Genomic DNA, 25542 nt, shown 5'->3' on the forward strand with positions numbered 1-25542 from the left:
CGCCGCCCAGGCGGTGCCAAGATGTGCTCATGACGGACATCAAGCCGGCTCTCATCGAGCGTGCGGGCATCGAGATCATCCCCGAATCCGAACGGACGGCCCGACCGCGCGATCTCTTCTGGCCGTGGTTCGCGGCGAACGTGTCGGTGTTCGGCATGTCGTACGGGTCGTTCGTGCTCGGTTTCGGCATCTCCTTCTGGCAGGCGACCCTGGTTTCGGTCATCGGCATCGTGGTGTCGTTCCTGCTGTGCGGGCTCATCGCGATCGCGGGCAAGCGCGGCTCCGCGCCGACCATGGTGCTCTCCCGCGCGGCCTTCGGCGTGCAGGGGCAGAAGGTCCCCGGAGTCGTCTCGTGGCTGACCTCGATCGGGTGGGAGACCTTCCTCGCGATCATGGCCGTGCTCGCCACCGCCACCGTGATCACACAGCTCGGCGGTGACGGCGACAGCATCGCGCTGAAGATCATCGCGACGGCGATCGTCGCGGCGCTCATCGTCGCGGCGTCCGTTCTCGGCTACCACACCATCATGCGGATGCAGTCGGTGCTCACCTGGATCACCGGAGTGGTGACCATCCTGTACGTCGTGCTCGCGGCTCCCCGCATCGACCTCGCAACCGTCATGGCCCTTCCGGCCGGTGGACCCGGCCCGGTGATCGGCGCTCTCGTGATGGTGATGACCGGATTCGGGCTGGGGTGGATCAACATCGCCGCCGACTGGTCCCGGTATCAGAAGCGCACGGCATCCGACGGAGCGATCGTCGCGTGGAACACGATCGGCGGCTCCCTCGCCCCGGTCGTCCTCGTCGTGTTCGGACTGCTGCTCGCGGGATCGGACCCCCAGCTGATGGAGGCCATCGCCGGTGACCCGGTGGGCGCTCTGGCGACGATCCTGCCGGTCTGGGTGCTCGTGCCGTTCCTCCTCACCGCCGTGCTGGCGCTGGTCTCGGGCGCCGTGCTCGGAATCTACTCGTCGGGGCTGACGCTGTTGAGCCTCGGCATCCGCATCCCCCGCCCGACCGCTGCCGCGATCGACGGCGTGATCCTCACGATCGGAACAGTGTTCGTCGTCTTCTTCGCGACCGACTTCCTCGGACCGTTCCAGAGTTTCCTGATCACCCTGGGCGTGCCGCTGGCCTCGTGGGCCGGGATCCTCATCGCCGACATCCTCCGCCGCCGGAAGGACTACGACGAGGACGCCCTGTTCGACAGTCGCGGACGTTACGGCGCCTGGGACTGGACCTCGATCGTCACGATGGTCGTGTCCAGCGTCATCGGGTGGGGTCTGGTGGTGAACAACTTCGCCGATGCCGCCCCCTGGAACAACTGGCAGGGCTACCTGCTGTTCCTGATCGGCGGGCGGGACGGCGAATGGGCGTACGCGAACCTCGGAGTCTTCGTCGCTCTCGTGCTGTCGTTCCTCGTGACCTACTTCGCCCGGGCGGCGAAGATCCGCCGCCAGGAGAACGCGTGAGCCCTTCGGCGAGCTGGTTGGTCGTCATCGATCCGCAGACCATCTTCGCCGCGCCGAACTCCGCCTGGGGGTCGCCGTTCTTCGCCGAAGCGATGCCCCGCATCCGGGCGCTCGCCGCGGCGTTCGGCGAGCGCGTCGTGGTCACGCGGTGGATGCCCACAGCCGACCGATCGACGTCGTGGGGTGAGTACTTCGCTGCGTGGCCGTTCGCCGATCGTCCCGCCGACGATCCTTTGTTCGACCTCGTACCGGATGCGGCGGACCTCTCGCCGCATCCGACCCTCGACCGGCCGACGTTCGGCAAGTGGGGGCCGGAGCTGGAGGCGATCGTCGGCCGTGGCGGTCACATCGTGGTGGCCGGCGTCGCGACCGACTGCTGTGTTCTCTCGACGGCTCTGGCGGCAGCCGACGCCGGTGCGCACGTCACCGTGGTCGCCGACGCGTGCGCCGGGTCGACGCCCGAGAATCATGCCGCCGCGGTGCACGTGATGGGCCTGTACCCGCCGCAGATCACGATCAGCGATACAGCAGCGGTGCTCGCGGACCGCTGAGGTCGCGCGCTCCTCAGCCGACGCTCCGCAAGGGGCCGGGACGGTCAGCCCGACTCGCGCACGGCCGCGGCGATGTCGGCGGGCGAGCCGTGCCAGGGGGCGCCGTGCCCCGGCAGCACCCACGACGCCGGCACCTGGGCGAGTCGATCGAGCGACGCGCGCGCTGTCTCCGGCTCATCCGTGAAGGGTGCGGGCTGGGCGCCGACGCGTCCGGTCAGCACATGGCGGGTGGTGAGCGCGTCGCCCACGAAGACCACGTCGGCGGCGGGGACGTGGATGGCGATGCTTCCCGGCGAGTGTCCCGGCATCCCGATGACCACAGGCGCTCCGGGGAGGTCGAGCACGTCTCCATCGGCGACTTCGACGACCGTGCCGACCTGGCGCGTTCGCAGCGCATTCTTGCGGATGCTGTAGGCGAAGAACCCGAGGGTCGCTCCGAGTCTCGCAGGACCCATCGCGGTCTTCGGCTTCTCCCGGTGCGGACGCGATGGGCGTCGTCCGCGTGGATGAAGACCGGCACCCCGGCCTCGCGGCGCAGACGCTCGGCGAAGCCGATGTGGTCGCTGTCACCGTGAGTCAGCACGACACCGCGGATGTCGGCCATCGGTCGCCCGATCTCGGCGAGCGTGCGCTGCAGGTCGTTCCAGTGTCCGGGAAGACCCGCATCGATGAGGGTGATCCCCTCCGGCAGGTCGACCAGGTAGGAAGCGACGATGTCGTTGCCGAGGCGGTGGATGTGCGGGGCGAGCTTCATGGTTCCTCCAGATGTTTGCAATGGCTACGTTACGTAGCTATCATGGCTAATGTCAATAGCCATGAAGGAGTTGCCATGCCGACACCCGATCGCACGTCGCTCGCACAGATCGTCACCGCCGGGCGGCAGATTCTCGATGCCACCGGGCCGGCCTCCGTCACGATGCAGGCGGTCGCGACGCGCGTGGGAGTGCGTGCACCCTCGCTCTACAAGCGCGTCCGTGACCGGGATGCCCTCCTCGCGGCCGTCGCGGAAGCCGTGATCGACGACCTCACCGCGCACCTCGACGAGGCCGGCGAAGGCCTCGCCGACCTCGCTCGGGAGTATCGCGCGTTCGCGCACCGGCATCCCGAATCGTTCCGGCTCATGTTCACCGACGCCGCGCCCTATGCGGCACTGCAGCGGTCGGCGACACCGATACTCCGTGCCGCCTCCGCCCTGGTCGGAGACGACGAGGCCCTCGACGCCGCCCGGCTCTTCACAGCCTGGTCGACGGGCTTCCTGCAGATGGAACTCGCCGGTGCCTTCCGGCTCGGCGGCGACGTCGACCAGGCGTTCGACTACGGGCTGCAGCGACTCATCGCCGGACTGACCGCCTGACACGCAGCATCGACGAGCCGCGGACGCCGCGGTTGCTGGCACACTGATCGGTGGGAGGGTCCATGAGCACTGCGCCGCGCGCCGAAGAATCCGATCGACCGAAGAAAGCCCGCCGACCCTGGCACCGCACGAAGATCGCCATCGCCGCCGTCGCCGCCGTCGCGGCCCTGGTCGCGATCATCGGCTCCCTCACTCCCTGGCCCTCGGCGATGGTGATCCGCGCCGTCTTCACCAAGGGCGGCGACGAGACCGCGGCCGAGATGGACAAACACGTCCCGGAGACGAAGCTCACCGAGCGCCTCGACGTGGGGTACGGCGACGCGGGCGCGGACACCACGATGGACGTGTTCCGTCCGGCAACCGCCAGCGAGCCCCTGCCCACCGTCGTCTGGATCCACGGCGGCGCGTGGATCTCAGGGGCGAAGGAGAACGTCGACCCCTACCTCCGGATCCTCGCCGCCGAGGGCTACACCACCATCGGCGTCAATTACACGATCGGCCCGGAAGGCGTGTATCCCCTCGCCGTGCACCAGCTCGACGATGCCCTCGCCTACATCGACGAGCACGCCGACGAGCTCGGCGTCGACCCGGACCGCATCGTGCTGGCCGGCGATTCCGCGGGAGCACAACTCGCCAGTCAGATGGCCACGCTCATCACCAACCCGGACTACGCCGACATCATGGGAATCAGTCCCTCGCTCGCTGCCGACCAGGTCGTCGCGACCGTGCTGAACTGCGGCGTGTACGACCTCGCCCGGCTCGCCCAGCTCGACGGCATCGCCGGCTGGGGATTCAAGTCGGCGATGTGGGCGTACTCCGGGACGCGCACCTGGGCCGAGGATTCCACCGGAGCCACGATGTCGACCGTCGACTGGGTCACCGCCGATTTCCCGACCACGTACATCTCGGGCGGCAATGGAGACGACCTCACCTGGCTGCAGTCGATCCCGATGGCGCAGCGGCTGGAAGACCTCGGCGTCGACACCACGACGCTGTTCTGGCCCGCACACCACGAGCCTGAGCTTCCCCACGAGTACCAGTTCCACCTGGACATGCCGGACGCACGGACGGCACTCGAGAAGACAGTCGAGTTCCTCAACGCGCACACCGGCCGCTGACGGCATCCGACGGGGGCCCGGCGCGCTACTTCATGGTGTCGAGGATGCCCACCAGGTCGTCGAAGGTCGTCAGCGGATTGAGGATGGCGAAGCGGGTGTTCGGACACCCGCGGTGCGAGCTCGGCACCACGAAGGCACGTTGGGAGTCGAGCAGCGCCGCGGACCAGCGGTCGTAGTCGACGCGCTCCCAGCCGTCTCGCTCGAACACGACCACGGACAGTTGCGGGTCGCGAACGAGCCGCAGCTCGGGCCGGCGTGCGATCTCCTCGGCGATCTGCTTCGTCAGCGCTATGGTGCCGCCCACGGCTTCGCGATAGGCGTCCACCCCGTAGGTCGCCAACGAGAACCACATCGGCAGGCCGCGGGGGCGACGGGTGAGCTGGATCGAGTAGTCCGAGGGGCTGAACTCGTCGGCCTCGGTGAGAGTGTCGAGGTATTCGGCATGCTGGGTGTGGGCCCGGCGTCCGTCGGCGGGGTCGCGGTAGATGAGCGCACAGCAGTCGAACGGGGCGAACAGCCACTTGTGCGGGTCGACGATCACCGAGTCGGCGCGCTCGACACCCGCGAAGATCGGTCGCGCCTCCGGCGAGAGCATCGCCGTGAGGCCGTAGGCGCCGTCGATGTGCAGCCAGAAGGCGAACTCGTCCTTGAGCGCGGCGATACCGGCGATGTCGTCGACGATGCCGAAGTTCGTCGAGCCTGCGGTGACGACCACCGCGCAGACCTCGTCGCCGTGCTCGGCGAGCGCCTCCCGGACGGCATCCGCTCGCAGCACTCCGTCCTCTCCGGCCTGCACCAGCACCACGTCGGCATCCATCACCTTCGCGGCGGACTTGTTCGACGAATGCGCTTCGACGCTGCAGACGATCTTCCAGCGCGGAGGGAGCTCCTTGCCTGAGCCGACCAGCCGGGCCTTCGCCGCCTCGCGCGCCGCGACGAGCGCGGACAGATTGCCGATCGTGCCGCCCTGCACGAACACGCCCCCGGCCGTGTCGGGGAGCCCGAACTCCCGTGCGAGGAACGAGAGCACCTCGTTCTCGGCGTGCACCGCGCCCGCGCCTTCCAGCCAACTGCCGCCGTACAGTCCGGATGCCGACACGACGAGGTCGAAAGCGATGGCCGCCATGGTCGGCGCCGTCGGGATGAACGACAGATACAGCGGATGACTCGTGGTCAGGCACGCCGGCGCGAGGATGTGCTCGAACACGCTCAGCGCGCGGTGCGCCCCCAACCCGCTGTTCGTGATCGTGGCGCCGACCAGCCGATGGAGCTCGGCTTCGGTCTGCGGTTTGTCCAGCGGGACGTCGGTCGCCAGCATCCGCCGACGCGAATAGTCGAGCACGGCGTCGACGATCGCGGTCGATTCGGGCGAAGCGGCGTGCATGCGGTCGGCGCTCATGGTCGGTCCTCACTTTTCGAGATGGCAGGTGCCCCGAGGGGACGCGTGGAGGCGGCGGGGAGTTCTGGTCGGTCGAGCGCGGCCGAGACGGTTCGTCTGGCGAGATCCGCGCGGTCCTGTGGTGCCCATTTCACGAGTGCGTGGGCGCTCATCCCGTCGACCATGGCGAGCAGCATCCAGGCTGCCGAGGAGGGATCGACGAGCGCATCGTCGGCGGATGCGGCACCGGCGATCACCTCGTGCAGGCCGCTCTGCCACCGGTCCATCTCGGCGCGGACCCGTGCTCCGAGAGGCTCGTTGCGCACACCCAGCGCCCAGGCCTGCACCCAGATCAGGGCGACGTCGTCGCGCGCGTCATCGAGCAGGGTCTCCACGAGCCGCTGCAGTCCGGACCGCAGGCCCTCTGCAGGCGAGAACGCGGCGAGGACCTCGTCGCGTTCGGCGGCGACGATGGCGCCGAACACCTCGGCGACGAACGCGTCCATGACCGGTCGGTAGTGGGCGACGAGGGCGGGGGTCACACCGACACGGGCGGCGACCGCGCGCACCGTGAGGCTCTCTATCCCGCTCTCCTGCGCCAGGGCGACGGCGCCCTCGACGATCGAACGCTCGCGCTCTTCGGGTGGCATCCGCCGCGGAGCGGGTGCTCTTGACGTGGTGTTCATCGAGGGATACCGTAGCACTCGTTGATCACCTGTTCAATAGCTCGAGGCTCAGCGGGGATCAGCAGCGAGGAGATCACGATGAGTTGGCGCATGCCTGCGGAGACCGCACGCCACGACCGCACCTGGATGGCGTTCCCCGCCGAGGGTCAGACGCTGGGCGAGACCGCCGCCGAACGCGAAGAGGGCTACGCGACCTGGACGGCCGTCGCTCATGCCGTCGCCGAGTTCGAGCCGGTGTCGATGCTCGTCGACCCGGCAGAGGTCCCCCGCGCACGGCGGATGCTCAGTGGCAGCATCGACCTGATCGAGGCGCCCGTGGACGAGTTCTGGATGCGCGACTCCGGACCGACCTTCGTCGTGGACGACGCGCGCCCCGACGTGTTGGGCGCCGTCGACTGGATCTTCAACGGCTGGGGCGCACCCGACTGGGCCGAATGGCACAAGGCCGCCGAGCACGCACGCATCGTCACAGGCGCTGTGGGAGCAGAACTCGTCAGCTCGACGCTCGTGAACGAAGGCGGCGGCATCCACGTCGACGGGGAAGGAACCGTGCTCCTCACCGACACGGTCCAGCTCGACCCCCGCCGCAACCCGTTCGCCGATCGGTCGCGCGTCGAAGCCGAGATGGCACGGACCCTCGGAGCGACGAAGGCCATCTGGCTGCCGCGAGGACTCACCCGCGACTACGACGACTTCGGAACCAACGGCCACGTCGACATCGTCGCAACCCTGGCTGCCCCCGGACGCCTGCTGCTTCACGATCAGCGGAATCCTGAGCACCCGGACCACGCCGTTTCCCGCGAACTGCGCGCCCACCTCGAGCAGCAGACGGATGCCGCGGGGCGACGCCTCGACGTCGTGAGCCTGCCCGCACCCACGATGCTGCGCGACAACGAAGGTTTCGTCGACTGGAGCTACGTCAACCATCTGGTCACCAACGACGGCGTCATCGCCTGCGGCTTCGGCGATGAGAGGGCGGATGCCGAGGCGCGCGACCTGCTCGCCGGCGCGTACCCCGGACGCCGCGTCGTCAGCGTCGACGCACGACCGCTGTTCGACCGCGGCGGCGGCATCCACTGCATCACCCAGCAGCAGCCCGCCCTCCCCAGCCCCGGTCGCTGAGGGCTCCTGGCCGCGACGTTTCGTCTCGCTCCGCTCGCTCAACGACCGACACGCCCCACGGCTCGCCCTCTCCGGAAGGACCTCCCATGTTCGACGTCGTCGAAGCCACCATCGCCGAGCTCCGGCACGCTCTGAAGACGGGCGCGACCTCCGCGGTCGAACTCGTGGATGCGTATCTCGAGCGCATCGAGGCCTACGACGGCGCCGATACTGCCACGGCGTTGAACGCGGTCGTCCTGCGGAACCCGGCCGCACGTGACGAGGCCGCCGCCTCCGACACTCGCCGGGCGCAGGGTGAGACTCGTGGCCCACTCGACGGCATCCCGTACACCGCGAAGGACAGCTATCTCGTGGCGGGCCTCACGGCGGCTGCGGGCAGCCCGGCGTTCGACGACCTCATCGCCCAGCGCGACGCCTTCACGATCGAGCGTCTGCGCGCGGGCGGTGCGATCTGCCTCGGATTGACGAACATGCCGCCCATGGCCAACGGCGGCATGCAGCGCGGCGTCTACGGCCGGGCAGAGAGTCCGTACAACGCCGACTTCCTCACCGCGCCGTTCGCCTCGGGTTCGTCCAACGGCTCCGGCACCGCCACGGCCGCGAGTTTCGCCGCCTTCGGTCTCGGCGAAGAGACCTGGTCCAGCGGCCGCGGTCCGGCGACCAACAACGCCCTGTGCGCGTACACACCGTCCCGTGGGATCATCTCGACCCGCGGCAACTGGCCGCTCGTACCGACGATGGATGTGGTCGTGCCGCACACGCGGACCATGGCCGATCTGCTCGAAGTACTCGACGTCATCGTCGCCGACGACGCCGATACGCGCGGAGACTTCTGGCGGGTCCAGCCGTGGGTGCCCATCCCCGCCGCATCCTCGATCCGGCCCCGGTCCTACCCGGCACTGGGTCGCGACGCCTCTCTCGTCGGGGCTCGGATCGGCATCCCCCGGATGTACATCAACGCCGATCCGGATGCCGGCACCGCCGCGTCGGGCGGAATCGGCGGGCCGACCGGCCGCCGGATCGAGACGCGCGCGTCGGTGGTCGAGCGCTGGGAAGCAGCCCGCCGCGACCTCGAGGCAGCCGGTGCGACCGTGGTCGAGGTCGATTTCCCCGTCGTGTCGAACTACGAGGGCGACCGCCCCGGAGCTCCGACCATCGCCACCCGCGGGCTGGTCGCTCCCGAGTATCTGCACCGGGAGATCATCGACCTGTCGGCCTGGAGCTGGGAGGACTTCCTGCAGGCCAACGGCGATCCGGCGCTCGACACTCTCGCGAAGGTCGACGGGTCGACGATCTTCCCGCACCCCGACGGCGCCCTCCCCGACCGCTACACCGGGTTCGACGACGACATCGCCGAGTATCCGGAGTGGGTTCGTGCGAACCCGGGAGCGGGCCTCTCCGACATGCCCGAGCTCGAAGCAGGGCTACGAGGCCTCGAAGAGACGCGACGCCTCGACCTCGAGGCCTGGATGGACGACCTCGGTCTCCACGCGGTGGTGTTCCCTGCGGTCGCCGATGTGGGACCGGCCGACATGGACACGAACCCCGCATCGGCCGACCTCGGCTGGCGCAACGGCACGTGGATCGCCAACGGCAACCTGGCTGTCCGCCACCTCGGCATCCCGACGGTCACCGTCCCGATGGGCCTGATGAGTGACATCGGCATGCCGATCGGCCTGACCTTCGCCGGCCGGGCGTACGACGACGAAGCCCTCCTGCGGCTGGCCGTCGCCTTCGAGGCGAGCGGGGCACCGGGGATGCGCCGCACATCGCCGCCCAGGACTCCTGCGCTCTGACATTTCATATCTATGACGCTCGCCACCGAAGTGATATGTTCGGCGGATGAGCGAAGAGAACGAGCGCGCCCTCGAGTCCGGCATCGTCACGGATCTGTCGGGGAAGATGACCTACGGCTCGTATCTGGCCCTCGACCAGCTGCTCACCGCGCAGCATCCGGTCAGCGACCCCGAGCATCACGACGAGATGCTGTTCATCATCCAGCATCAGACCACCGAGCTCTGGCTCAAACAGCTCCTGCACGAGCTGTCGTCCGCCCGCCGGCTGCTCGCCAGTGACGACCTCCGCGAAGCACTGAAGCGCGTCGCGCGCGTCAAGCGCATCCAGGACGTGATGACGCAGCAATGGGCGATCCTGGCCACTCTCACTCCGACCGAGTATGCGCAGTTCCGCGGATCCCTCGGCAACTCGTCCGGATTCCAGTCCGTCCAGTACCGCGCGGTGGAATTCGCGCTCGGCAACAAGAACGAACGGATGCTGCAGGTCTTCCGCGACCACCCCGCGAACCTCGCACTCCTGACCGCGGAGTGGGAGAAGCCCACCCTCTACGACGAGTTCCTGCGCTTCGCCGCCCGCCGCGGGCTGCCCGTCCCGGCGGAGATCCTCGAGCGGGATGTGCGCGAACCGTACCGCGAGACGCCCGCGCTGGTGCCGGCCATCCGCGAGATCTACCAGAACCATCAGGAACACTGGGACCTCTACGAAGCCTGCGAGGACCTCGTCGACCTCGAGGACAACTTCCAGTTCTGGCGCTTCCGCCACCTCAAGACCGTCGCCCGCACGATCGGCATGAAGGTCGGCACCGGCGGATCGAGCGGCGTCGGCTTCCTGCAGCGGGCACTCGATCTGACCTTCTTCCCCGAGCTGTACACCGTCCGCACCGAGATCGGCCGCTGATGCACGCGGCGACCTACTTCGACGGCGAGGGATGGCGCGACGGGGTCCTCACCGTCGACGACGAGGGGCGGATGCTGCTGCGCGCGGAGAATCCGTCGGCGGAACTCCCTCGGCTCGACGGGGTCGTCGTCGGCGGGTTCACCGACCATCACGTACACCTGCAGCTCGTGGATGCGACAGCACTGGCGGACTCCGGGCTCGGGCGCGTGGTCGACCTCGGCGGGGACCCGGGTGTGCTCCGTGAGCTGCGGTCGAAGGCCCGAAGGGCGGAGCGTTTCGTCTCGCTCCGCTCGCTCAACGACCAGGAGGCCGAGCAGCGATCGTTGCGCGAGGAGCCACGCGACGAGACGCAAGACAGGAGACCCACGATCGAGTTCGCCGGCGCGTTCCTCACGCCGCCCGGCGGCTACCCGTCCGACCGCGCCTGGGCTCCGGCCGGCTCGTTCCGGGAGATCGCCGACGAGGCAGCAGCCGTGGCGGCGGTCACCGAAATGGCGGATGCCGGAGCATCCTGCATCAAGGTCGCCAGCAATCGTGCGGCCGGCCCGGTGTTCGGCGACGCGCTGATCCGCGCCATCGTCGCCGCTGCGGGCGCACGTGCACTCGGGGTCGTCATGCATGCCGAAGGTGCCGGCGAGGCAGAGCGTGCAGCGCGTCTCGGCGCGACGACACTCGCCCACGCTCCCTTCACCGAGCGCCTCGACGATGACGAGATCGCGGAGCAGGCGGCCTCCGTCTCCTGGATCTCGACCCTCGCCATCCACGACGGCACCGACCGCGCGACGGCTGTCGACAACGTCGGTCGTTTCCACGCTGCCGGCGGCACGGTCCGGTACGGCACCGACATGGGCAACGGCCCGACACCGGTGGACCTGCATCCGGGTGAGATCGCCGCGCTGCACGAAGCGGGCATCGCCGGTCCCGCCCTTCTCCGCGTCCTCGCTCCCTGCGACGCGCTCGACCCGGCTTCCGTCCTGCTGCTTCTCCCCCACGCGGATGCTGACCCGCTCTCCGCCCGCCGCCTCGCCCCCTCCGATCTGAAGGTGTGACATGACCGACCTCCGCGACACCGCCCTCCTCGCGACCGCACGCTCGCTCGATGCCTCCGATCCGCTGGGCGAGTACCTCGGCGCGTTTCTCGACGCTCCGGGTGTGACCGCGTATCTCGACGGCAACTCACTCGGTCGACCCCTGCGTGACACCCCCGACAGGCTCGCCGCCTTCGTGCGCGAAGACTGGGGCACGCGGCTCATCCGCTCGTGGGACGAACAGTGGATGATGCTGCCGATGGAGCTGGGTGACCGCATCGCCGACGTCGCGCTCGGCGCTGCGGCGGGGCAGACGGTCGTCGCCGACTCGACGAGCGTGCTCATCTACAAGCTGATGCGCGCCGCGCTCGACGGATCCCGACGCCCCGGCTCCGTGGACCGCACCGAGATCGTGATGGAGCGGGGCAACTTCCCCACGGACCGGTTCCTGGCCGAAGGCGTCGCCGCGGAGACCGGCATGACGCTGCGCTGGCTCGACCCTGACCCCGTCCACGGCGTGACCGTCGCCGACGTCGAGGCCGTGCTGTCGGAGCGCACCGCCCTCGTGTCCCTCAGCCACGTCGACTATCGCTCCGGAGCACTGGCCGACATGCGCGCGATCACGGCGACCGTGCACGACGCCGGCGCCCTGATGATGTGGGACCTCTGCCACTCTGCGGGACTCATCCCGATGCACCTCGATGACTGGGGTGTCGACATCGCCGTCGGCTGCACGTACAAGTACCTCAACGGCGGACCCGGTTCACCGGCGTTCGCGTACCTCCGCCACGACCTGCACGGTCTGCTGCGCCAGCCGATCCAGGGCTGGTGGAGTGCCGCGGACATCTTCGCGATGGGCCCGGAGTACGCGCCGGCGGGCGATATTCGGCAGTTGCTGAGCGGCACACCGCCGGTGACGTCGATGCTGGCGATGCAGGGGATGCTGGACCTCATCCAACAGGCGGGCATCGACGCGGTGCGGGCGAAGTCGACGTCGCTGACGGAGTTCGCGATCCGCGCTTTCGACGACGTGCTCGCCCCGCTCGGAGTGCGGCTGCTCAGCCCCCGCGACGCGGCTCTGCGCGGGGGGCACGTGACGATCGGCCACCCCGACTTCCGAGACGTCACCCGACGGCTCTGGGCGGACGGCGTCATTCCCGATTTCCGCTTTCCCGACGGCATCCGCCTCGGGCTGTCCCCACTCAGCACCTCGCACGTCGAGACCGTCACCGGGATCCTCGCCGTGCGCGATGCCCTGGAGTCCGATGATCGCTGACCCCGTCCCCGGCGCCGTGCTGGATGACATCGACGCCCGTCCTGGCAGCACGTCCTCCCTGCTGCGGACGGTCATCGGGCTGTTCCTCCGCCCGCTCGGCGGATGGATCTCGGCGGCCGACCTGGTCGCCCTCGCCGGCGATCTCGGCATCTCCGCGGCTCGGGCACGCACGGGGATCACGCGACTGAAGCAGAAAGGGCTCCTCCTCCCGGAGCGCGACGAGACCATCGGCTACCGCCTCGATCCGGCGGCGCTGCTGATGCTGGAGCGGGGAGACCGGCGCATCTTCGAGATGCGCGAGATGACGGATGCCGACACCTGGTGCCTCGTGTCGTTCTCGATACCGGAGAGTGCGCGCAGCATCCGTCACCAGCTGCGGCGTCGTCTGCAGTGGATCGGCGCGGGCATCGTCTCACCGGCGCTGTGGATCTGCCCGGGGCATCTCCAGGACGAGGCTCTCGAGATCATCGACGACCTCGGTGCACGCGACTGGGTGACGCTGTTCGAGGCCTTCGCTCCCCTGCCGTCCGGCTCGCTGGTGGACGCGGCTGCACAGTGGTGGGATCTGACGGCGCTGCGTGCCGAGCATCTCGCGTTCCAGGATTCCCTGAACGATCTCCCCACTGAGCCCTTCGCCGCGTACGTGCACCTCATCGACCGCTGGCGGGTGCTCCCCTACACCGATCCTGGCCTGCCACCGTCGATGCTGCCTGCGGACTGGCCAGGCCGCCGCAGCTTCGACGAGTTCGCGCGGCGATCGGCCGCACTGCAGGGCCCTGCCTGGGAGCACGTGCGGGCCCTCACCTTCCCGGCGGCGCCGTCGTCGCCCTGACCACCAACCGCGTCGGCAGGATGACGTGCGTCTGCTCGATCTCCTGACCCGCGAGCAACGTGAAGACCATGTCGGCGGCGACGGCCCCGAGCTTGCGCATCGGCTGCTGGATGGTCGTCAGCGGCAGTGCGCGTCGCGAGGCCTCCGGCACGTCGTCGAAGCCGATGACCGAGAGATCCTGCGGCACGCGCAGCCCCAGCTCCTGGGCGACCTCGACGACCGCGATCGCGGAGAGGTCATTCGCGGCGAAGACCGCCGTGGGTCGCGCTTCGGTGGCGAGCATCCGCCGAGCCGACTCCCGTGTCGCGGCGAGTTCGTAACGCCCCGCCCCCACCAGCGCCGGATCGACGGGGATCCCGGCATCGGACAGCGCCCGACGATACCCGGCATCGCGGAGCCCGGCCGAACGCAGATCGGGGCGACCGGCGAGGAACCCGATCCGGCGATGACCGAGCTCGATGAGGTGCCGGGTGGCCGCGAGCGCGCCGCCGAAGCTGTCGGATTCGACCGTCGGCAGATCTGCGCGCCCGGTGTGCGGATCGATCGCCACGACGGGGATCTCGGTCGCGGCGCTGACCACCGTCGGGGTGACCATGATCGCGGCATCGATCAGCGTGCCGGACAGCCGACTGAGGGACCGCCGTTCCCACCCGTCGCCCGCTCCATGGTGTGAACCGCTGTAGGCCAGCAGATCGAACGCGGTGTCGTGCACCGCGGACCCGACCCCTTTCAGGATCTCGGCACTGAACGGCTCGAAGTCCGCCAGCAGCACCCCGATCACGCCGGTCCTGCGCGCCCGCATGCTGCTGGCCACGAGGCTCGATTCGTAGCCGAGCTCGCGCACGGTCTCGAGGACCCGCCGAACCGTGGAGTCGGCGATTCCGTATCGACCGTTCACGGCCTTCGACACGGTCGACACCGACACCCCCGCCGCCTTGGCGACATCGTGGATCGTCGTTCGTCCGCTCATGTCTGGTCAGCGTAGACCCCTGAGGTCCTCATCTGGAAACTGTTTTCGAAAACGTTTGACGACTCCGACGGACCGCAGAAGACTGCTCCCACCGCGGTCTCACCTGAGCCGCCGCGGGCGCCCGCATCGTCGCGGCGCGCAACTCGATGAGGAGAACAATCACATGAACAGCAGAAGGCTCCCCCTCGCCTCCGCCGCGGCTCTCGCGGTCGGGGCGCTCGCACTCTCCGGCTGTACGGCCTCCGACTCCGGTTCCGGAGAGGACGGATCGGCCAGCATGACCCTCTGGCACAACTCGACCACCGGACCAGGCGTCGAGTTCTGGGAGGCGACCGTCGCGGACTTCGAAGAGGAGAACCCCGGCGTCAGCATCGAGATCCAGTCGATCCAGAACGAAGACCTCGACGGCAAGCTGCAGACCGCGCTCAACTCCGGCGACGCTCCCGACATCTTCCTGCAGCGCGGCGGCGGCAAGATGGCGGCCATGGTGAAGGCCGGCCAGCTCAAGGATCTGACGGACGCGATCGAAGGACCGGCCGCGGAAGAGATCCCGGATGCCGCGTACTCCGCGAACAGCCTCGACGACAAGATCTACGCGATGCCGGTCGCCGTGCTTCCCGGTGGACTCTTCTACAGCCAGGATCTCTTCGACGAGGCGGGCATCACCGAGACGCCGACCACTGTCGACGAGCTCACGGAGGCGACCGAGGCCCTCCGCAGCGCCGGCGTCGAGCCCGTCGCCCTCGGTGCGAAGGACGCCTGGCCGGCAGCCCACTGGTACTACTGGTTCGCGCTCCGCGAATGCAGCCCCGAGACTCTGGCGAAGGCCGCCGACGAGATGAGCTTCGACGACGAGTGCTGGGTTCGTGCCGGCGAAGATCTGGAGGAGTTCGCCTCGACCGAGCCGTTCAACGCGGGGTTCCTCACCACCCCGGCGCAGCAGGGCGCCGGCAGCTCCGCAGGACTCATCGCCAACCACCAGGCGGGTATGGAACTCATGGGCGCGTGGAACCCGGGCGTGATCGCCGGGCTGACGCCGGACGAGAAGCCGCTCCCCGACCTGGCGTGGTTCCCGTTCCCCGAGGTCGAGGGCGGCGACGGCCTCCCCGGTTCGATGATGGGCGGGGTCGACGGGTACTCCTGCTCGGTCGACGCGCCTGACGCCTGCGTCGATTTCCTGAACTACATCGGCACGTCGGACGTGCAGACGGCGTACTACAAGGCTTTCAACGCTCCTCCGGTGAACACCGTCGCCCAGGAAGCGGTCACGGAGCCGTACCTGCAGACGATCCTGGAGGCATACAACGCGGCCCCGTACGCGTCGCAGTGGCTCGACACGGTCTACGGACAGAACGTCGGCAATGCGCTGAACGTCGCCGTCGTGAACATGCTGGCGGGGAAGGGCACTCCGGAGGACATCGTCAAGGCTGTCAAGGATGCTGCCGCGAAGGCGTGAGGTAGGGGCCCGGCTGGAGGTCATCCTTCTGGTCGGGCCCGCCCTCCTCGTCTTCCTCGCCTTCGTGATCTTCCCCGTGCTGATGGCCGCGTACTACGGCTTCTTCAGCTGGCAGGGATACGGCCCCGCGACGGACTTCATCGGCCTGAAGAACTATCTGACGATCCTGCAGGATCCGCTGTTCCACGACGCTCTGGCCCACAACGGCATCATCCTCGTGATGTCGCTGGTCCTGCAGGGCCCGGCCGCGATCCTGCTCGCGCTGCTGCTGAACCGGCGCATGCGCGGTCAATCGCTCATCCGCGTCCTGATCTTCGTGCCGTACGTGATCTCGGAGGTGGTCGTCGGAACGGGTTGGAGTCTGATGCTCCAGACCAGCGGTGCCCTCAACGCGCTGCTGACGAACATGGGATTGGGCTTCCTGGCGAACGACTGGCTCTCGGACCCCGACATCGCCATCTGGACCCTGATGGCGATCATCACCTGGAAGTACGTCGGCTTCGCCGTCATCCTCTTCCTCGCAGGGCTCCAGGGCATCCCGGAGGAGCTCCATGAGGCCGCGGCCATCGACGGCGCGTCCTACTGGCAGATCCAGCGCCGGATCACCCTCCCCCTGCTCGCACCGACCCTGCGGATCTGGGCGTTCCTGTCGATCATCGGCTCACTGCAGCTGTTCGACCTCGTCTACATCATCTGGGGGCAGTACATCGCCTCCACCGCCGGCACCTCCACGATGGCGACCTACATGGTGTCCGAGGGGCGCAATGCCGGGAACTTCGGCTTCGGAAACGCCGTCGCCGTCGTGCTGTTCCTGATCTCGCTCGTGGTGGCGCTGATCTACCAGCAGGCCGTGCTCCGACGCGACACCGACGGAGCGCTCACCGGAGCCGGCGCGGGCACCGCCAAGAAGAGGAAGAACCGATGACCGCCACATCCGTACTCGTCACCCAGCGGCTCGACGGCCGCCGTCGCGCACGGCCACGACTGCCGTGGGCCAACCCCGCGGTCTATGTCGTCGCGGCGGTCGTCGTGGGTCTGATGCTGGCCCCCATCGCCTACATCATCATCGGCGGATTCCGCACGAACGCCCAGATCACGACCGATCCAGCCGGACTCCCCCAGCCGTGGGTGCTCTCGAACTACGTCGACGTGCTCACGGGCGGCATCTTCTGGCGGCAGGTGCTCAACTCGCTCATCGTCGCCCTCGCGACGACCATCGGCGTCGTCGTGCTCGGGTTGATGGCGGCCTACGTCCTGGCCCGCTACCGATTCGTCGGACGAGGCGTCCTCTACGCGTTCTTCGCCGCGGGACTCATGTTCCCGCTGACGGTGGCGATCACCCCGCTGTACATCGTGGTGCGCAACCTGGGCTTGATGAACTCGCTGGGCGGAGTGATCCTGCCCCAGATCGCGTTCGCCCTGCCGACTACGATCATCATCCTCGTGCCGTTCCTCCGCGCGATACCGGATGAGATCCAGGAGGCGGCCTTCATCGACGGATGCAGCCGACTCGGATTCTTCTGGCGGATGGTGCTGCCGCTGTCGCTGCCGGGCGTCATCACCACCGGCATCCTGGCCTTCATCGGGAGCTGGAACGGCTACCTGCTTCCGCTGTTCATCCTCAACGACGCGGCAGCCTTCACCCTGCCCCTCGGCGTGCAGTCGTTCGCCTCGCAGTACTCGGTCGACACGGCGAAAGTGCTGGCCTTCACCTCACTGTCGATGATCCCGGCGCTGATCTTCTTCAGCGTGTTCGAGCGGCGCATCGTCGGCGGTCTCACCGGGGCGGTCAAGGGATGAACGGCAAGACCCTCAGAACAGAGAGAACCATGAAACAGAGCACCGTGTCAGAGCAGAGCATCCGCCTGTTCTCCCCGCGCGTCGAGGCGCTGATCGCGCAGATGACCCTCGAGGAGAAGCAGGCGCAGCTCGTCGGCTTCTGGGTCGACCAGGGCGATGAGGTCGTGGCTCCTCTCGCCGGTGAGATGAAGAGTTCCACGAGGTACGAGGAGGCCGTGGCGAATGGCATCGGGCACCTCACGCGCGTCTACGGCACGCGACCGGTCGACCCGATCGAGCGCGCCCGTTGGCTGTGGGCGGAGCAGGCGCGACTGCAGCGGGAGACGCGCCTCGGTATCCCGGCGATCGTCCACGAGGAGTGCCTCACGGGTCTCGCCGCCTGGAAGGCCGCGACCTTCCCCACACCGCTCGCGTGGGGTGCGTCGTTCGACCCGGATCTCGTCGCCGAGGCCGGGGCCGCCATCGGCGAATCGATGCGAGCGTTGGGCATTCACCAGGGCCTGGCGCCGGTGCTCGATGTGATCCGCGATCCGCGTTGGGGTCGGGTCGACGAGTGCATCGCCGAAGACCCGCTCGTGGTCGGTTCGATCGGGACCGCCTATGTGCGGGGCCTGCAGTCCGCGGGCGTCCATGCGACCCTGAAGCACTTCGTCGGCTACTCCGCCTCGCGCGCCGGTCGCAATCACGCACCTGTGCACGCCGGACCGCGAGAGATCGAGGACATCCTGCTCCCGCCGTTCGAGATGGCGATCCGCGAGGGCGGGGCTCGCAGCGTGATGAACTCGTACACCGACATCGACGGCATCCCTCTCACCGCAGACCCGCGGTACCTCACGGGAGTGCTGCGCGAGCGCTGGGGATTCGACGGCGTCGTCGTCTCGGACTACTTCGCCGTCGACTTCCTGCGGAGCATGCACCGGGTGGCGGCCGATTCCGCGGATGCGGCGCGGCTCGCGCTCAGCGCGGGCGTCGATGTCGAGCTCCCCTCCCCCGATGCCTACGTGACGCTTGCGGAGCAGGTGCGCGACGGCAGGATGCCGGAGAGCACCCTCGACCGTGCGGTCGGGCGCGTGCTCTCGCAGAAGGAGGAGTTGGGTCTGCTGGATGCCGACTTCAGCAGCCCGCCGACGTCGATCGACCTGGATGCTCCGGCCCACCGTGCGATCGCCCGGCGCCTCGCCGAGGAATCCGTGGTGCTGCTGAGCAACGACGGAGTGCTTCCTCTCGCGGCCACGACGCGCTCACGGATCGCCGTGATCGGGCCCAACGCCGACAGCCCCGAGGCGTTGATGGGCTGCTACTCCTTCGTCAACCACGTGCTCGCGCATCACCCCGGCGTGCCCGCCGGCATCGCGCTGCCGACGGTGCTCGAGGCGCTGACCGCCGAGTTCCCGGATGCCGAGATCACCCACGCTCCCGGCGCAGATGTCGAGGGCTCCGACCGCACCGGGATCCCCGTAGCTGCCGCTCGCGCGTCCGAGGCCGATGTCGCGATCGTCGTGGTCGGCGACCGCGCGGGCTTGTTCGGCCGCGGCACCGTCGGCGAGGGGAACGACGTCGAGACCCTGGAACTTCCCGGCGTGCAGCGCGAACTCGTCGAAGCGGTCGTCGCCACCGGGACCCCGGTGATCCTCATCGCGATGACCGGGCGGCCATACGCCCTGGACTGGGCGCTTCCGCGGCGAGCGGGTGCCGTCGGGACGATCGTCGGTCTCGGCGCAGTCAATTCGGCTGCTCCTGAATCGACCGTCGACCCGTCGCGACCCGCCCACCCTGCTGCCGTGCTCCAGGCTTTCTTCCCGGGCGAGGAGGGCGGGCCGGCGATCGCCCGCCTCCTCAGCGGCCGCGTCTCACCGTCCGGACGCCTCCCGGTATCGCTGCCGCGCTCTGCCGGCGCGCAGCCGTACTCGTACCTGCACCCGGTGCTCGGCGGGCGAACCGACGTGACCAGCGCCGACCCCACCCCCGCCCGGCCGTTCGGCTTCGGGCTCGGCTACACGACCTTCGCGCACGAGGATCTGACGGTGGCACCGACCGCCACGGCCGGCGACATCCTGCGCGTCACCGTGCTGGTGCGCAACGTCGGCACCCGGGAAGGCGCCGACGTCGTGCAGCTCTACGCGCATGATGAGGTCGCCAGCGTCACCCGCCCGGTGGCGCAGCTGATCGGCTTCCGCCGCATCAGCCTCGCCGCAGGGGGCGAGGAACGCGTGACTTTCGACGTGCCGCTCGAGCGCCTCGCGTTCACCGCGGCCGACGGCATCCGAAGAGTCGAAGCCGGCAAGGTCCGGCTGTGGGTGGGCGAGGCGTGCGACCACGAGGACGCGGTCGCCGTCTTCGACATCGTCTAGGCCGTCTGCCCTGCCACCTCGGCGAGGAAGCCGGTGACGTGCTCCTGCAACCGCAGGATGCGCATGTCGCGAGCCAGCTCACGGTCGTACCCCTGGTAGGCGAGGGGCGGCAGCATCCGGACGTTTCGGGAACAGCCGAACTCGGCGCAGACGAGGTTGCCGATGGAGTCGCCCTTGCGGCCGGCCGCGCCCGCCTTTCGCGCGACGAAGAGCTGCACGTCGTCGCGGAGGGTGACGTCTTCGCACCACGAGCATTGCGCGCGAGCGAGCACGCGCTGCTCGGCACGCTGCAGCACCGCACCGACCGGGGCGGCGTCGACCCAGGCGACGACGTACGCGCGACGCGGGAGCTTGGGGTCGGTCCAGCCGAGAAAGTCGAGCTTGTCGAACTCGATGTCTGCGAAGGCGGCGGGAAGGTGGACGTCGGAGACCTCCTTGCGGGAGGCGTTGAGGAAGGAGGCGCGGATGTCGCGCTCGTCGATGGGACGCATGAGAAGAGGTGCTTTCGGAGTGGTCGCCGCACGGGCGAGTCGATCAGGATGAGGGGCTCCGGCTCGGATGCCGGGTACGACACAGCGCCGGGGACGGGGGTTCCGCCTCCGGCTGGTCCTCAGCCTCTGTCCGCGGCGCTGAAGGCGCCTGCGGCTCCGTTCTGCGCCCGAGGGGCGCTCATCGACGACAGCACCCGGCGAGCCTACACCCCTTTGTTTCACTCCGTGTCGATGCGCTTTCCACCGGCGCGAAGGCCGACCTACGCTTTCGGAAACGCCGATTCCGGCCGACCATCTGAAGGAGACCACGTGTCCACGCCGCTGAACCACCTTCCGCCCCTCTCGGTGCGTGAGCGTTCGGCGTGCATGTGCGAGCACGGAGATCGGTGCTCGTCGTTCGCGCCGGGCCATGCGCTGCATCTGATTCAGGCACGCATCGCCGCGGCCACTCCCGCTGAGTGGGTGGACGGCATCGTCGAATCCGCGGATGCCGTGTCCGGCGATCTGGTCGTTCGTGGACTGGACGGCCGAGCTCACGCGCTCTGGAACGGATCCGGTGCGGCGCTCGAGGCTCCGACCGGCTCGCCCGTGGCGCTGCACCTGCGCTACGGCGTGCTCAGCGTCGGGCGCACGCAGTTCAACGTCGCCGGGGAGTGATCTTCGGCGTGCGTCTCAGGCGCTCGCCATCATCATGTTCTTCACGTTCATGCACGCCTCCATGCACGCCTGGCACGCCTGAGCACACATCTTGCAGACCTCGCTGTGGTCGGCGTGCTCCATGCACTCGTCCATGCACATCTGACACAGCGCGATGCACGCGTCGAGCATCGCCATCATCGAGGCCGGGGTCATGCCCTGCATCCGCATCATCGATCGCATCATCGTGTTGCACATGTCCGCACAGTTCATGCACGCCGGCGCACAGTCCATCATCTGCGTCGAGCAGACGGTGCAGGCCTGCTCGCAGGCCGAGCACGCGTCCATGCACGCCTGCAGCACGGACATGTCCATCATCGCCATGTCGGGCATCGATTCCATGTTCTTCGACATCGCGCCCATCATCATCGAGTCCATCGCACACCGCTTCCTTCGTCGAGATCCGCGGGCAGGACCACCCGCCTGGCGCCAGGCTAGTCGTTCACCCGGGCGACGTCGATGGCGTCGGACGCTGGCACGCGGAATATCGATTGTCAATCCCGTGGCCGTCCGGGGAATGGTTTGCGAAGGTATGAGTGTCAATGATCCGTCGATGAGAGGAGCCCCACATGAGTGGTGCAGATGACATCAAGAACAACGCCGAAAAGCTGGCCGGTAAGGCCAAGGAAGGCGTCGGAAAGGCTACGGACAACGAGCGTCTCGAGACCGAAGGCCAGACGGACCAGGCGAAAGCCTCGACCAAGCAGGCCGGCGAGAACATCAAGGACGCGGCCAAGAACGTCTTCGACAAGTGAAGTCCGCCGGCGGGCGTACCTCACCTGGTGGGGCTACGACCGCCGGCTTTCGCTGATCGCTCGGATCACCCAGGCGATGACAGCGATGGCGAGCAGAACCAGCCCGACCCATAGCAAGAATTGAAGCGACTGCACGAGCCCACCGGTGATCGCCAGAATGATGGCGATCACGATGACGATGATCAGAAGAATGTTCATCAGTTTTCCTTCCGGAGGGGCATGGCACGCCCATTTGGTGGGCATCAACGTAGCCGCGCGCGTGCGGCCCCCGGAGGGGGTTGACTCGGCCCGTTCACGGTGCCATCGGGAGGAGCGACATCATGCCAGGATCACGGAACAATTCGTTGAAGGACCCCGAGCTGTACGAGGAGCTCCGCGAGGATGGAGCGTCCAAGGAGAAAGCGGCACGTATCTCCAATGCCGCCGCGAAGCAGGGGCGCAGCACCGTCGGCCGCAAGGGCGGAAAAAGCGGCGACTACGAAGACTGGACCGTCGCCGAGCTGCGTGGGCGAGCCAAAGAATTAGGACTGACCGGATACAGCGGAAAGCGGAAATCAGAGTTGATCTCCGCGCTCAGGAACCACTGAGCTGGCGATGACTCGATTCGGCATCGAGGAGGAGTTCATCCTTCTCGACAGGGACGCCCTTGTCCCCCTTTCCATGACGCCCGCCACACGCAAGAGCCTTCTGGGGATTGAGCCCGCCGGTCGCGTCACCACCGAGTACCTCGCCTGCCAGTTCGAGTCCGCCACAGACCCGCTGCATACGAGAGCGGGTGCCGAAGAGCAGTTGCGCGCATTGCGCAGCGAGGTGGGTCGGCTTGCTCGGGCACAGGGAGTGATCGCCGCCGCGACCGGGAGCCCGTTCACCACCACGCGCGCCCCGATGATCTCGCCGTCTGCGCACTATGACGATGTGTCGCATCGGCTCGCGCACCTCACCCGAGAGCATGAAGTCAACGGCCTCCACGTCCACGTCGAGGTCCTTGACCCGGAGGACCGCATCTGGGCACTCAACCGCCTTCGAGGGTGGCTTCCGGCGCTGCTTGCCCTCACCGTCAACAGCCCGTTCGCGAACGGCGTCGACGCGGGGTTCGCGAGCTGGCGGACCATGTTGATCCGCAGATTGCCGTCGTCTTGGTGCCCACCGCGGTTTCAGGACTACGACGCTTACGACGCGTACCTCCGACAGTTGCTTTCTGTGGGCACCATCGGGGAGGCGACCTCGCTCTCGGCCGCGATTCGGGTCTCCGAGCGGTATCCGACGGTGGAGGTGCGGGTCTTCGATGCCCAACTCGAGCCTGCGGACTCGGTGCTCGCGGCCCTTCTCTGCCGTGCGCTCGTGCTGTCCGACGATTCGTCTCTCACGAGCGACCACATCGACGGCATCGACGCCTCGCTGTGGTCCGCTGCCCGCTCCGGAATGGACGCGCGCATCATCGACCCCACGACCGGTGAGGTCGCCGACGCCTGGCAGGTCGTAGAGCGGATGCTGACAGCGAGCGCCCCGGCGCTACAAGAGTTCGGCGACGAGGAGTTCGTCGCCGCCGGAATCGAGCGGCTGCGCGCGCACGGCACCGGGGCCGTGCGGCAGCGGCGGGCGTTCGAAGCCGATGGAACGCTGGGGCTGGCTCGGCTGTTTGAAGCCGGGACCGCGACGGCCAATGAAGCCGCTCCCGGATAGCATTCCGAACCACTCAAGTCGCCACGCCGAACCCCTAAAGCCGCCGTTGAGTCAACGTAAATTCCGCTCGGATCCCACTGAACATCCGCCCCGGAGTACTTAATCTCGTTCCAAGCCCACCTTTGCTCACCATGCGGGGCGCGGAGTCCCTACCTTGTGAACACGGCATCCGGCAGGTGCCGCGACCAACAGGGATTGGAGCTTCGAGAAGATGCTCGGCACCATGATGTCGATGATGCTCTTTCTGCTGGTATTCCTCACCCTCGCTGATCCCGCGCGAAGAAGACAAAAACGCGACCGAACGAACAATCGCGACTAGCTGATCCGGTGGCCCTCGGCGGAACCGGCCCCGACGTCTCCAGCCGGGAGTATCGTCAGCCTGTGGCCTCCTTCGCCCCTCTCCAGCGGCTCGTCATCTCGATCGCCGTCCTCGCCTCCTTCGTGACCTTCCTCGACGGCACCGTGGTCAACGTCGCACTGCCCGCGATCAGTGAAGACATCGGCGGCGGAATCACGACGCAGCAGTGGGTCGTCGACGCTTACCTCATCACGCTCAGCGCCCTGATCCTGCTGGCAGGGTCGGTGTCCGACGCGTACGGCCGGGTGCTGGTCATGCGCATCGGGCTCATCGCCTTCGGCGTGGCATCCGTCGCCGTCGCAGCGGCCTTCGATCCGGTGACGATGATCCTCGCGCGCGCGGCTCAGGGCGCGGCCGGAGCTCTGCTCGTGCCGAGCTCGCTGGCGCTGATCACGGCGACCATGCGCGCCGACGTGCAGTCGAGAGCCATCGGCGTCTGGACGGCCTTCACGACGGGGGCGATGCTGGTCGGTCCGCTGCTCGGCGGGCTCTTCGTCGACTACCTCTCGTGGCGCCTGGTGTTCCTCATCAACGTCGTTCCCATCGCGATCACGCTGGTGCTGCTGCAGCGGCTTCGCCTCCCGAAACACGAGCGCCGTGTGAACGTCGACTGGTGGAGCGGAGCACTCTGCGCACTCGGACTCGGCGCCGTCGTGTTCGCTCTGATCGAGCAGCCGAACTTCGGGTGGCAGTCGCCGGCCATATGGCTGCCCGCCCTCGTCGGAGCCGTGCTGTTCACCCTGTTCCTGGTGCGTCAGCGCACGTCCGCCGCGCCGCTGATGCCGCTCTGGCTGTTCCGTGTTCGCGACTTCGGCTGGGGCAACCTCGCCACCCTCTTCGTCTACGCCGCACTCTCACTCAACGGCTTCGTCGTCGGCGTCTATCTCCAGCAGGGCGCCGGCCTGAGTGCGACCGCCGCGGGGTTGGCCAGCCTGCCCATGACCATCCTGATGATCCTGTTGAGCTCGCGTGCCGGAGCGTGGGCCGGACGCTGGGGGCCGCGCATCTTCATGACCGTCGGTCCTCTGGTGATGGCAATGGGCGCGCTGATGCTGCTCACGGTGGCTGCCGACTTCGACTACTGGTGGCAGGTGCTGCCGGCGATGATCGTGATGGGCCTCGGACTCTCGCTCACGGTGGCTCCACTGACCGCGGCGATCCTAGGTGCTATCGACGAGGATCACTCCGGCATCGCCTCCGCCGTCAACAACGCCGTGTCCCGCGTCGCCGGACTCCTCGTCATCGCGTTGCTGTCGACCATCGTCGGCGGCTCGCTCGACCTCGACGGCTTCCACAACGCCGCCTGGGTGACCGCGGCGCTCCTCGTGCTCGGCGGTGTCGTGTCGTGGATCGGTATCCGCCGCAACCCGAAAGAACCCGCAGCGGCCGATGCGGCGGCATCTGTTCCCGAACCGCATTGACCGTGTCGGTGGCCGCGCGCACACTGGAGGCACCGCTCCCCAGCCGCCGG

General features: G+C 68.2%; 26 protein-coding genes and 1 pseudogene. 19 read left to right on the top strand and 8 right to left on the bottom strand.

Features of this window, described 5'->3' with window-relative positions; all coding sequences use genetic code 11:
- Positions 1 to 29 precede the first annotated feature (29 nt).
- Positions 30 to 1472: a cytosine permease gene (locus D7252_RS01885; RefSeq protein WP_120773844.1), complete on the top strand. Its 1443-nt coding sequence runs from the start codon at positions 30 to 32 to the stop codon at positions 1470 to 1472.
- Positions 1469 to 2023 (top strand): cysteine hydrolase family protein, encoded by a 555-nt coding sequence (locus D7252_RS01890; RefSeq protein ID WP_259461031.1) that lies wholly within the window; start codon positions 1469 to 1471, stop codon positions 2021 to 2023. The genes D7252_RS01885 and D7252_RS01890 overlap by 4 nt, the downstream gene beginning before the upstream one ends.
- A 44-nt stretch (positions 2024 to 2067) precedes the next feature.
- On the opposite strand, the gene D7252_RS20300 is transcribed toward D7252_RS01890, so the two are convergent.
- Both D7252_RS20300 and D7252_RS20305 read right to left on the bottom strand, forming a co-directional pair.
- Positions 2068 to 2478 (bottom strand): MBL fold metallo-hydrolase, encoded by a 411-nt coding sequence (locus D7252_RS20300; RefSeq protein ID WP_251050569.1) that lies wholly within the window; start codon positions 2476 to 2478, stop codon positions 2068 to 2070.
- Between the two features lie 65 nt (positions 2479 to 2543).
- Positions 2544 to 2777: pseudogene (locus D7252_RS20305) on the bottom strand (MBL fold metallo-hydrolase); the annotation flags it as partial.
- 75 nt (positions 2778 to 2852) lie between these two features.
- On the opposite strand from D7252_RS20305, the gene D7252_RS01900 reads away from it, so the two are divergent.
- Together D7252_RS01900 and D7252_RS01905 are read left to right on the top strand one after the other, a co-directional pair.
- Positions 2853 to 3377, top strand: a complete 525-nt coding sequence (locus D7252_RS01900) for a TetR/AcrR family transcriptional regulator (protein WP_120773846.1) — start codon at positions 2853 to 2855, stop codon at positions 3375 to 3377.
- Between the two features lie 62 nt (positions 3378 to 3439).
- A complete protein-coding gene (locus D7252_RS01905; protein WP_120773847.1) occupies positions 3440 to 4495 on the top strand; it encodes an alpha/beta hydrolase in 1056 nt (351 codons plus the stop codon).
- A 25-nt stretch (positions 4496 to 4520) separates the two neighbouring features.
- Here the strand turns inward: D7252_RS01905 and D7252_RS01910 are convergent, their stop codons facing one another.
- Together D7252_RS01910 and D7252_RS01915 are read right to left on the bottom strand one after the other, a co-directional pair.
- Entirely contained in the window at positions 4521 to 5894 is a 1374-nt protein-coding gene (locus D7252_RS01910; protein WP_120773848.1) for an aminotransferase class V-fold PLP-dependent enzyme, read from the bottom strand.
- Positions 5891 to 6559, bottom strand: a complete 669-nt coding sequence (locus tag D7252_RS01915; protein ID WP_120773849.1) for a TetR/AcrR family transcriptional regulator — start codon at positions 6557 to 6559, stop codon at positions 5891 to 5893. Before D7252_RS01915 ends, D7252_RS01910 begins: the two co-directional genes overlap by 4 nt.
- Positions 6560 to 6637: 78 nt before the next feature.
- Between D7252_RS01915 and D7252_RS01920 the strand changes: the two genes are divergently transcribed.
- From D7252_RS01920 to D7252_RS01945, 6 genes are all read left to right on the top strand, one after another.
- Positions 6638 to 7681 carry an agmatine/peptidylarginine deiminase gene (locus D7252_RS01920; RefSeq protein WP_120773850.1) on the top strand — a complete coding sequence of 348 codons (1044 nt, stop codon included), beginning with the start codon at positions 6638 to 6640 and terminating at the stop codon, positions 7679 to 7681.
- An 86-nt stretch (positions 7682 to 7767) separates the two neighbouring features.
- Positions 7768 to 9477: an amidase gene (locus tag D7252_RS01925; protein ID WP_120773851.1), complete on the top strand. Its 1710-nt coding sequence runs from the start codon at positions 7768 to 7770 to the stop codon at positions 9475 to 9477.
- A gap of 46 nt (positions 9478 to 9523) precedes the next feature.
- Complete coding sequence (locus D7252_RS01930; protein WP_120773852.1) at positions 9524 to 10375, top strand: tryptophan 2,3-dioxygenase; 852 nt, start codon at positions 9524 to 9526, stop codon at positions 10373 to 10375.
- Positions 10375 to 11424: an amidohydrolase gene (locus tag D7252_RS01935; RefSeq protein ID WP_120773853.1), complete on the top strand. Its 1050-nt coding sequence runs from the start codon at positions 10375 to 10377 to the stop codon at positions 11422 to 11424. Before D7252_RS01930 ends, D7252_RS01935 begins: the two co-directional genes overlap by 1 nt.
- A 1-nt stretch (position 11425) precedes the next feature.
- The gene (locus D7252_RS01940) at positions 11426 to 12679 is read left to right on the top strand and encodes a kynureninase (protein ID WP_120773854.1); all 1254 of its coding nucleotides are present in this window, start codon (positions 11426 to 11428) and stop codon (positions 12677 to 12679) included.
- Complete coding sequence (locus tag D7252_RS01945; protein WP_120773855.1) at positions 12669 to 13511, top strand: PaaX family transcriptional regulator C-terminal domain-containing protein; 843 nt, start codon at positions 12669 to 12671, stop codon at positions 13509 to 13511. Before D7252_RS01940 ends, D7252_RS01945 begins: the two co-directional genes overlap by 11 nt.
- Here the strand turns inward: D7252_RS01945 and D7252_RS01950 are convergent.
- Positions 13480 to 14481, bottom strand: coding sequence for a LacI family DNA-binding transcriptional regulator (locus D7252_RS01950; RefSeq protein ID WP_120773856.1), 1002 nt, complete (start codon positions 14479 to 14481; stop codon positions 13480 to 13482). The genes D7252_RS01945 and D7252_RS01950 overlap by 32 nt on opposite strands.
- 163 nt (positions 14482 to 14644) lie before the next feature.
- On the opposite strand from D7252_RS01950, the gene D7252_RS01955 reads away from it, so the two are divergent.
- The 4 genes from D7252_RS01955 to D7252_RS01970 are packed head-to-tail and all read left to right on the top strand — an operon-like array spanning position 14645 to position 20088.
- Complete coding sequence (locus D7252_RS01955; protein WP_120773857.1) at positions 14645 to 15937, top strand: ABC transporter substrate-binding protein; 1293 nt, start codon at positions 14645 to 14647, stop codon at positions 15935 to 15937.
- Complete coding sequence (locus D7252_RS01960) at positions 15909 to 16862, top strand: carbohydrate ABC transporter permease (RefSeq protein WP_374225782.1); 954 nt, start codon at positions 15909 to 15911, stop codon at positions 16860 to 16862. Before D7252_RS01955 ends, D7252_RS01960 begins: the two co-directional genes overlap by 29 nt.
- On the top strand, positions 16859 to 17737 hold the full coding sequence (locus D7252_RS01965; protein WP_120773859.1) for a carbohydrate ABC transporter permease: 879 nt from the start codon (positions 16859 to 16861) through the stop codon (positions 17735 to 17737). The genes D7252_RS01960 and D7252_RS01965 overlap by 4 nt, the downstream gene beginning before the upstream one ends.
- Positions 17738 to 17766: 29 nt before the next feature.
- A complete protein-coding gene (locus tag D7252_RS01970) occupies positions 17767 to 20088 on the top strand; it encodes a beta-glucosidase (protein WP_251050571.1) in 2322 nt (773 codons plus the stop codon).
- Here D7252_RS01970 and D7252_RS01975 read toward each other — a convergent pair.
- Complete coding sequence (locus D7252_RS01975) at positions 20085 to 20579, bottom strand: FBP domain-containing protein (RefSeq protein ID WP_120773860.1); 495 nt, start codon at positions 20577 to 20579, stop codon at positions 20085 to 20087. The two genes, D7252_RS01970 and D7252_RS01975, sit on opposite strands and share 4 nt — an antisense overlap.
- 309 nt (positions 20580 to 20888) lie before the next feature.
- Between D7252_RS01975 and D7252_RS01980 the strand changes: the two genes are divergently transcribed.
- The gene (locus D7252_RS01980) at positions 20889 to 21236 is read left to right on the top strand and encodes a hypothetical protein (RefSeq protein ID WP_183055137.1); all 348 of its coding nucleotides are present in this window, start codon (positions 20889 to 20891) and stop codon (positions 21234 to 21236) included.
- A 15-nt stretch (positions 21237 to 21251) separates the two neighbouring features.
- On the opposite strand, the gene D7252_RS01985 is transcribed toward D7252_RS01980, so the two are convergent.
- The gene (locus D7252_RS01985) at positions 21252 to 21653 is read right to left on the bottom strand and encodes a hypothetical protein (RefSeq protein WP_120773861.1); all 402 of its coding nucleotides are present in this window, start codon (positions 21651 to 21653) and stop codon (positions 21252 to 21254) included.
- 191 nt (positions 21654 to 21844) lie between these two features.
- Between D7252_RS01985 and D7252_RS01990 the strand changes: the two genes are divergently transcribed.
- Complete coding sequence (locus D7252_RS01990; RefSeq protein WP_120773862.1) at positions 21845 to 22030, top strand: CsbD family protein; 186 nt, start codon at positions 21845 to 21847, stop codon at positions 22028 to 22030.
- 33 nt (positions 22031 to 22063) lie between these two features.
- Here the strand turns inward: D7252_RS01990 and D7252_RS19900 are convergent, their stop codons facing one another.
- Positions 22064 to 22228, bottom strand: coding sequence for a hypothetical protein (locus D7252_RS19900; RefSeq protein ID WP_183055138.1), 165 nt, complete (start codon positions 22226 to 22228; stop codon positions 22064 to 22066).
- A 122-nt stretch (positions 22229 to 22350) separates the two neighbouring features.
- Here D7252_RS19900 and D7252_RS01995 point away from each other — a divergent pair, with 122 nt between their 5' ends.
- The 3 genes from D7252_RS01995 to D7252_RS02005 all read left to right on the top strand — a co-directional run bounded on the left by D7252_RS01995 (position 22351) and on the right by D7252_RS02005 (position 25492).
- The gene (locus tag D7252_RS01995; RefSeq protein WP_120773863.1) at positions 22351 to 22617 is read left to right on the top strand and encodes a Rho termination factor N-terminal domain-containing protein; all 267 of its coding nucleotides are present in this window, start codon (positions 22351 to 22353) and stop codon (positions 22615 to 22617) included.
- Positions 22618 to 22624: 7 nt separating this feature from the next.
- The gene (locus D7252_RS02000; RefSeq protein ID WP_120773864.1) at positions 22625 to 23713 is read left to right on the top strand and encodes a YbdK family carboxylate-amine ligase; all 1089 of its coding nucleotides are present in this window, start codon (positions 22625 to 22627) and stop codon (positions 23711 to 23713) included.
- A 381-nt stretch (positions 23714 to 24094) separates the two neighbouring features.
- Complete coding sequence (locus D7252_RS02005; protein ID WP_120776745.1) at positions 24095 to 25492, top strand: MFS transporter; 1398 nt, start codon at positions 24095 to 24097, stop codon at positions 25490 to 25492.
- Positions 25493 to 25542: the final 50 nt, after the last annotated feature.

Source organism: Microbacterium sp. CGR2, assembly GCF_003626735.1.
Taxonomy (GTDB): domain Bacteria; phylum Actinomycetota; class Actinomycetes; order Actinomycetales; family Microbacteriaceae; genus Microbacterium.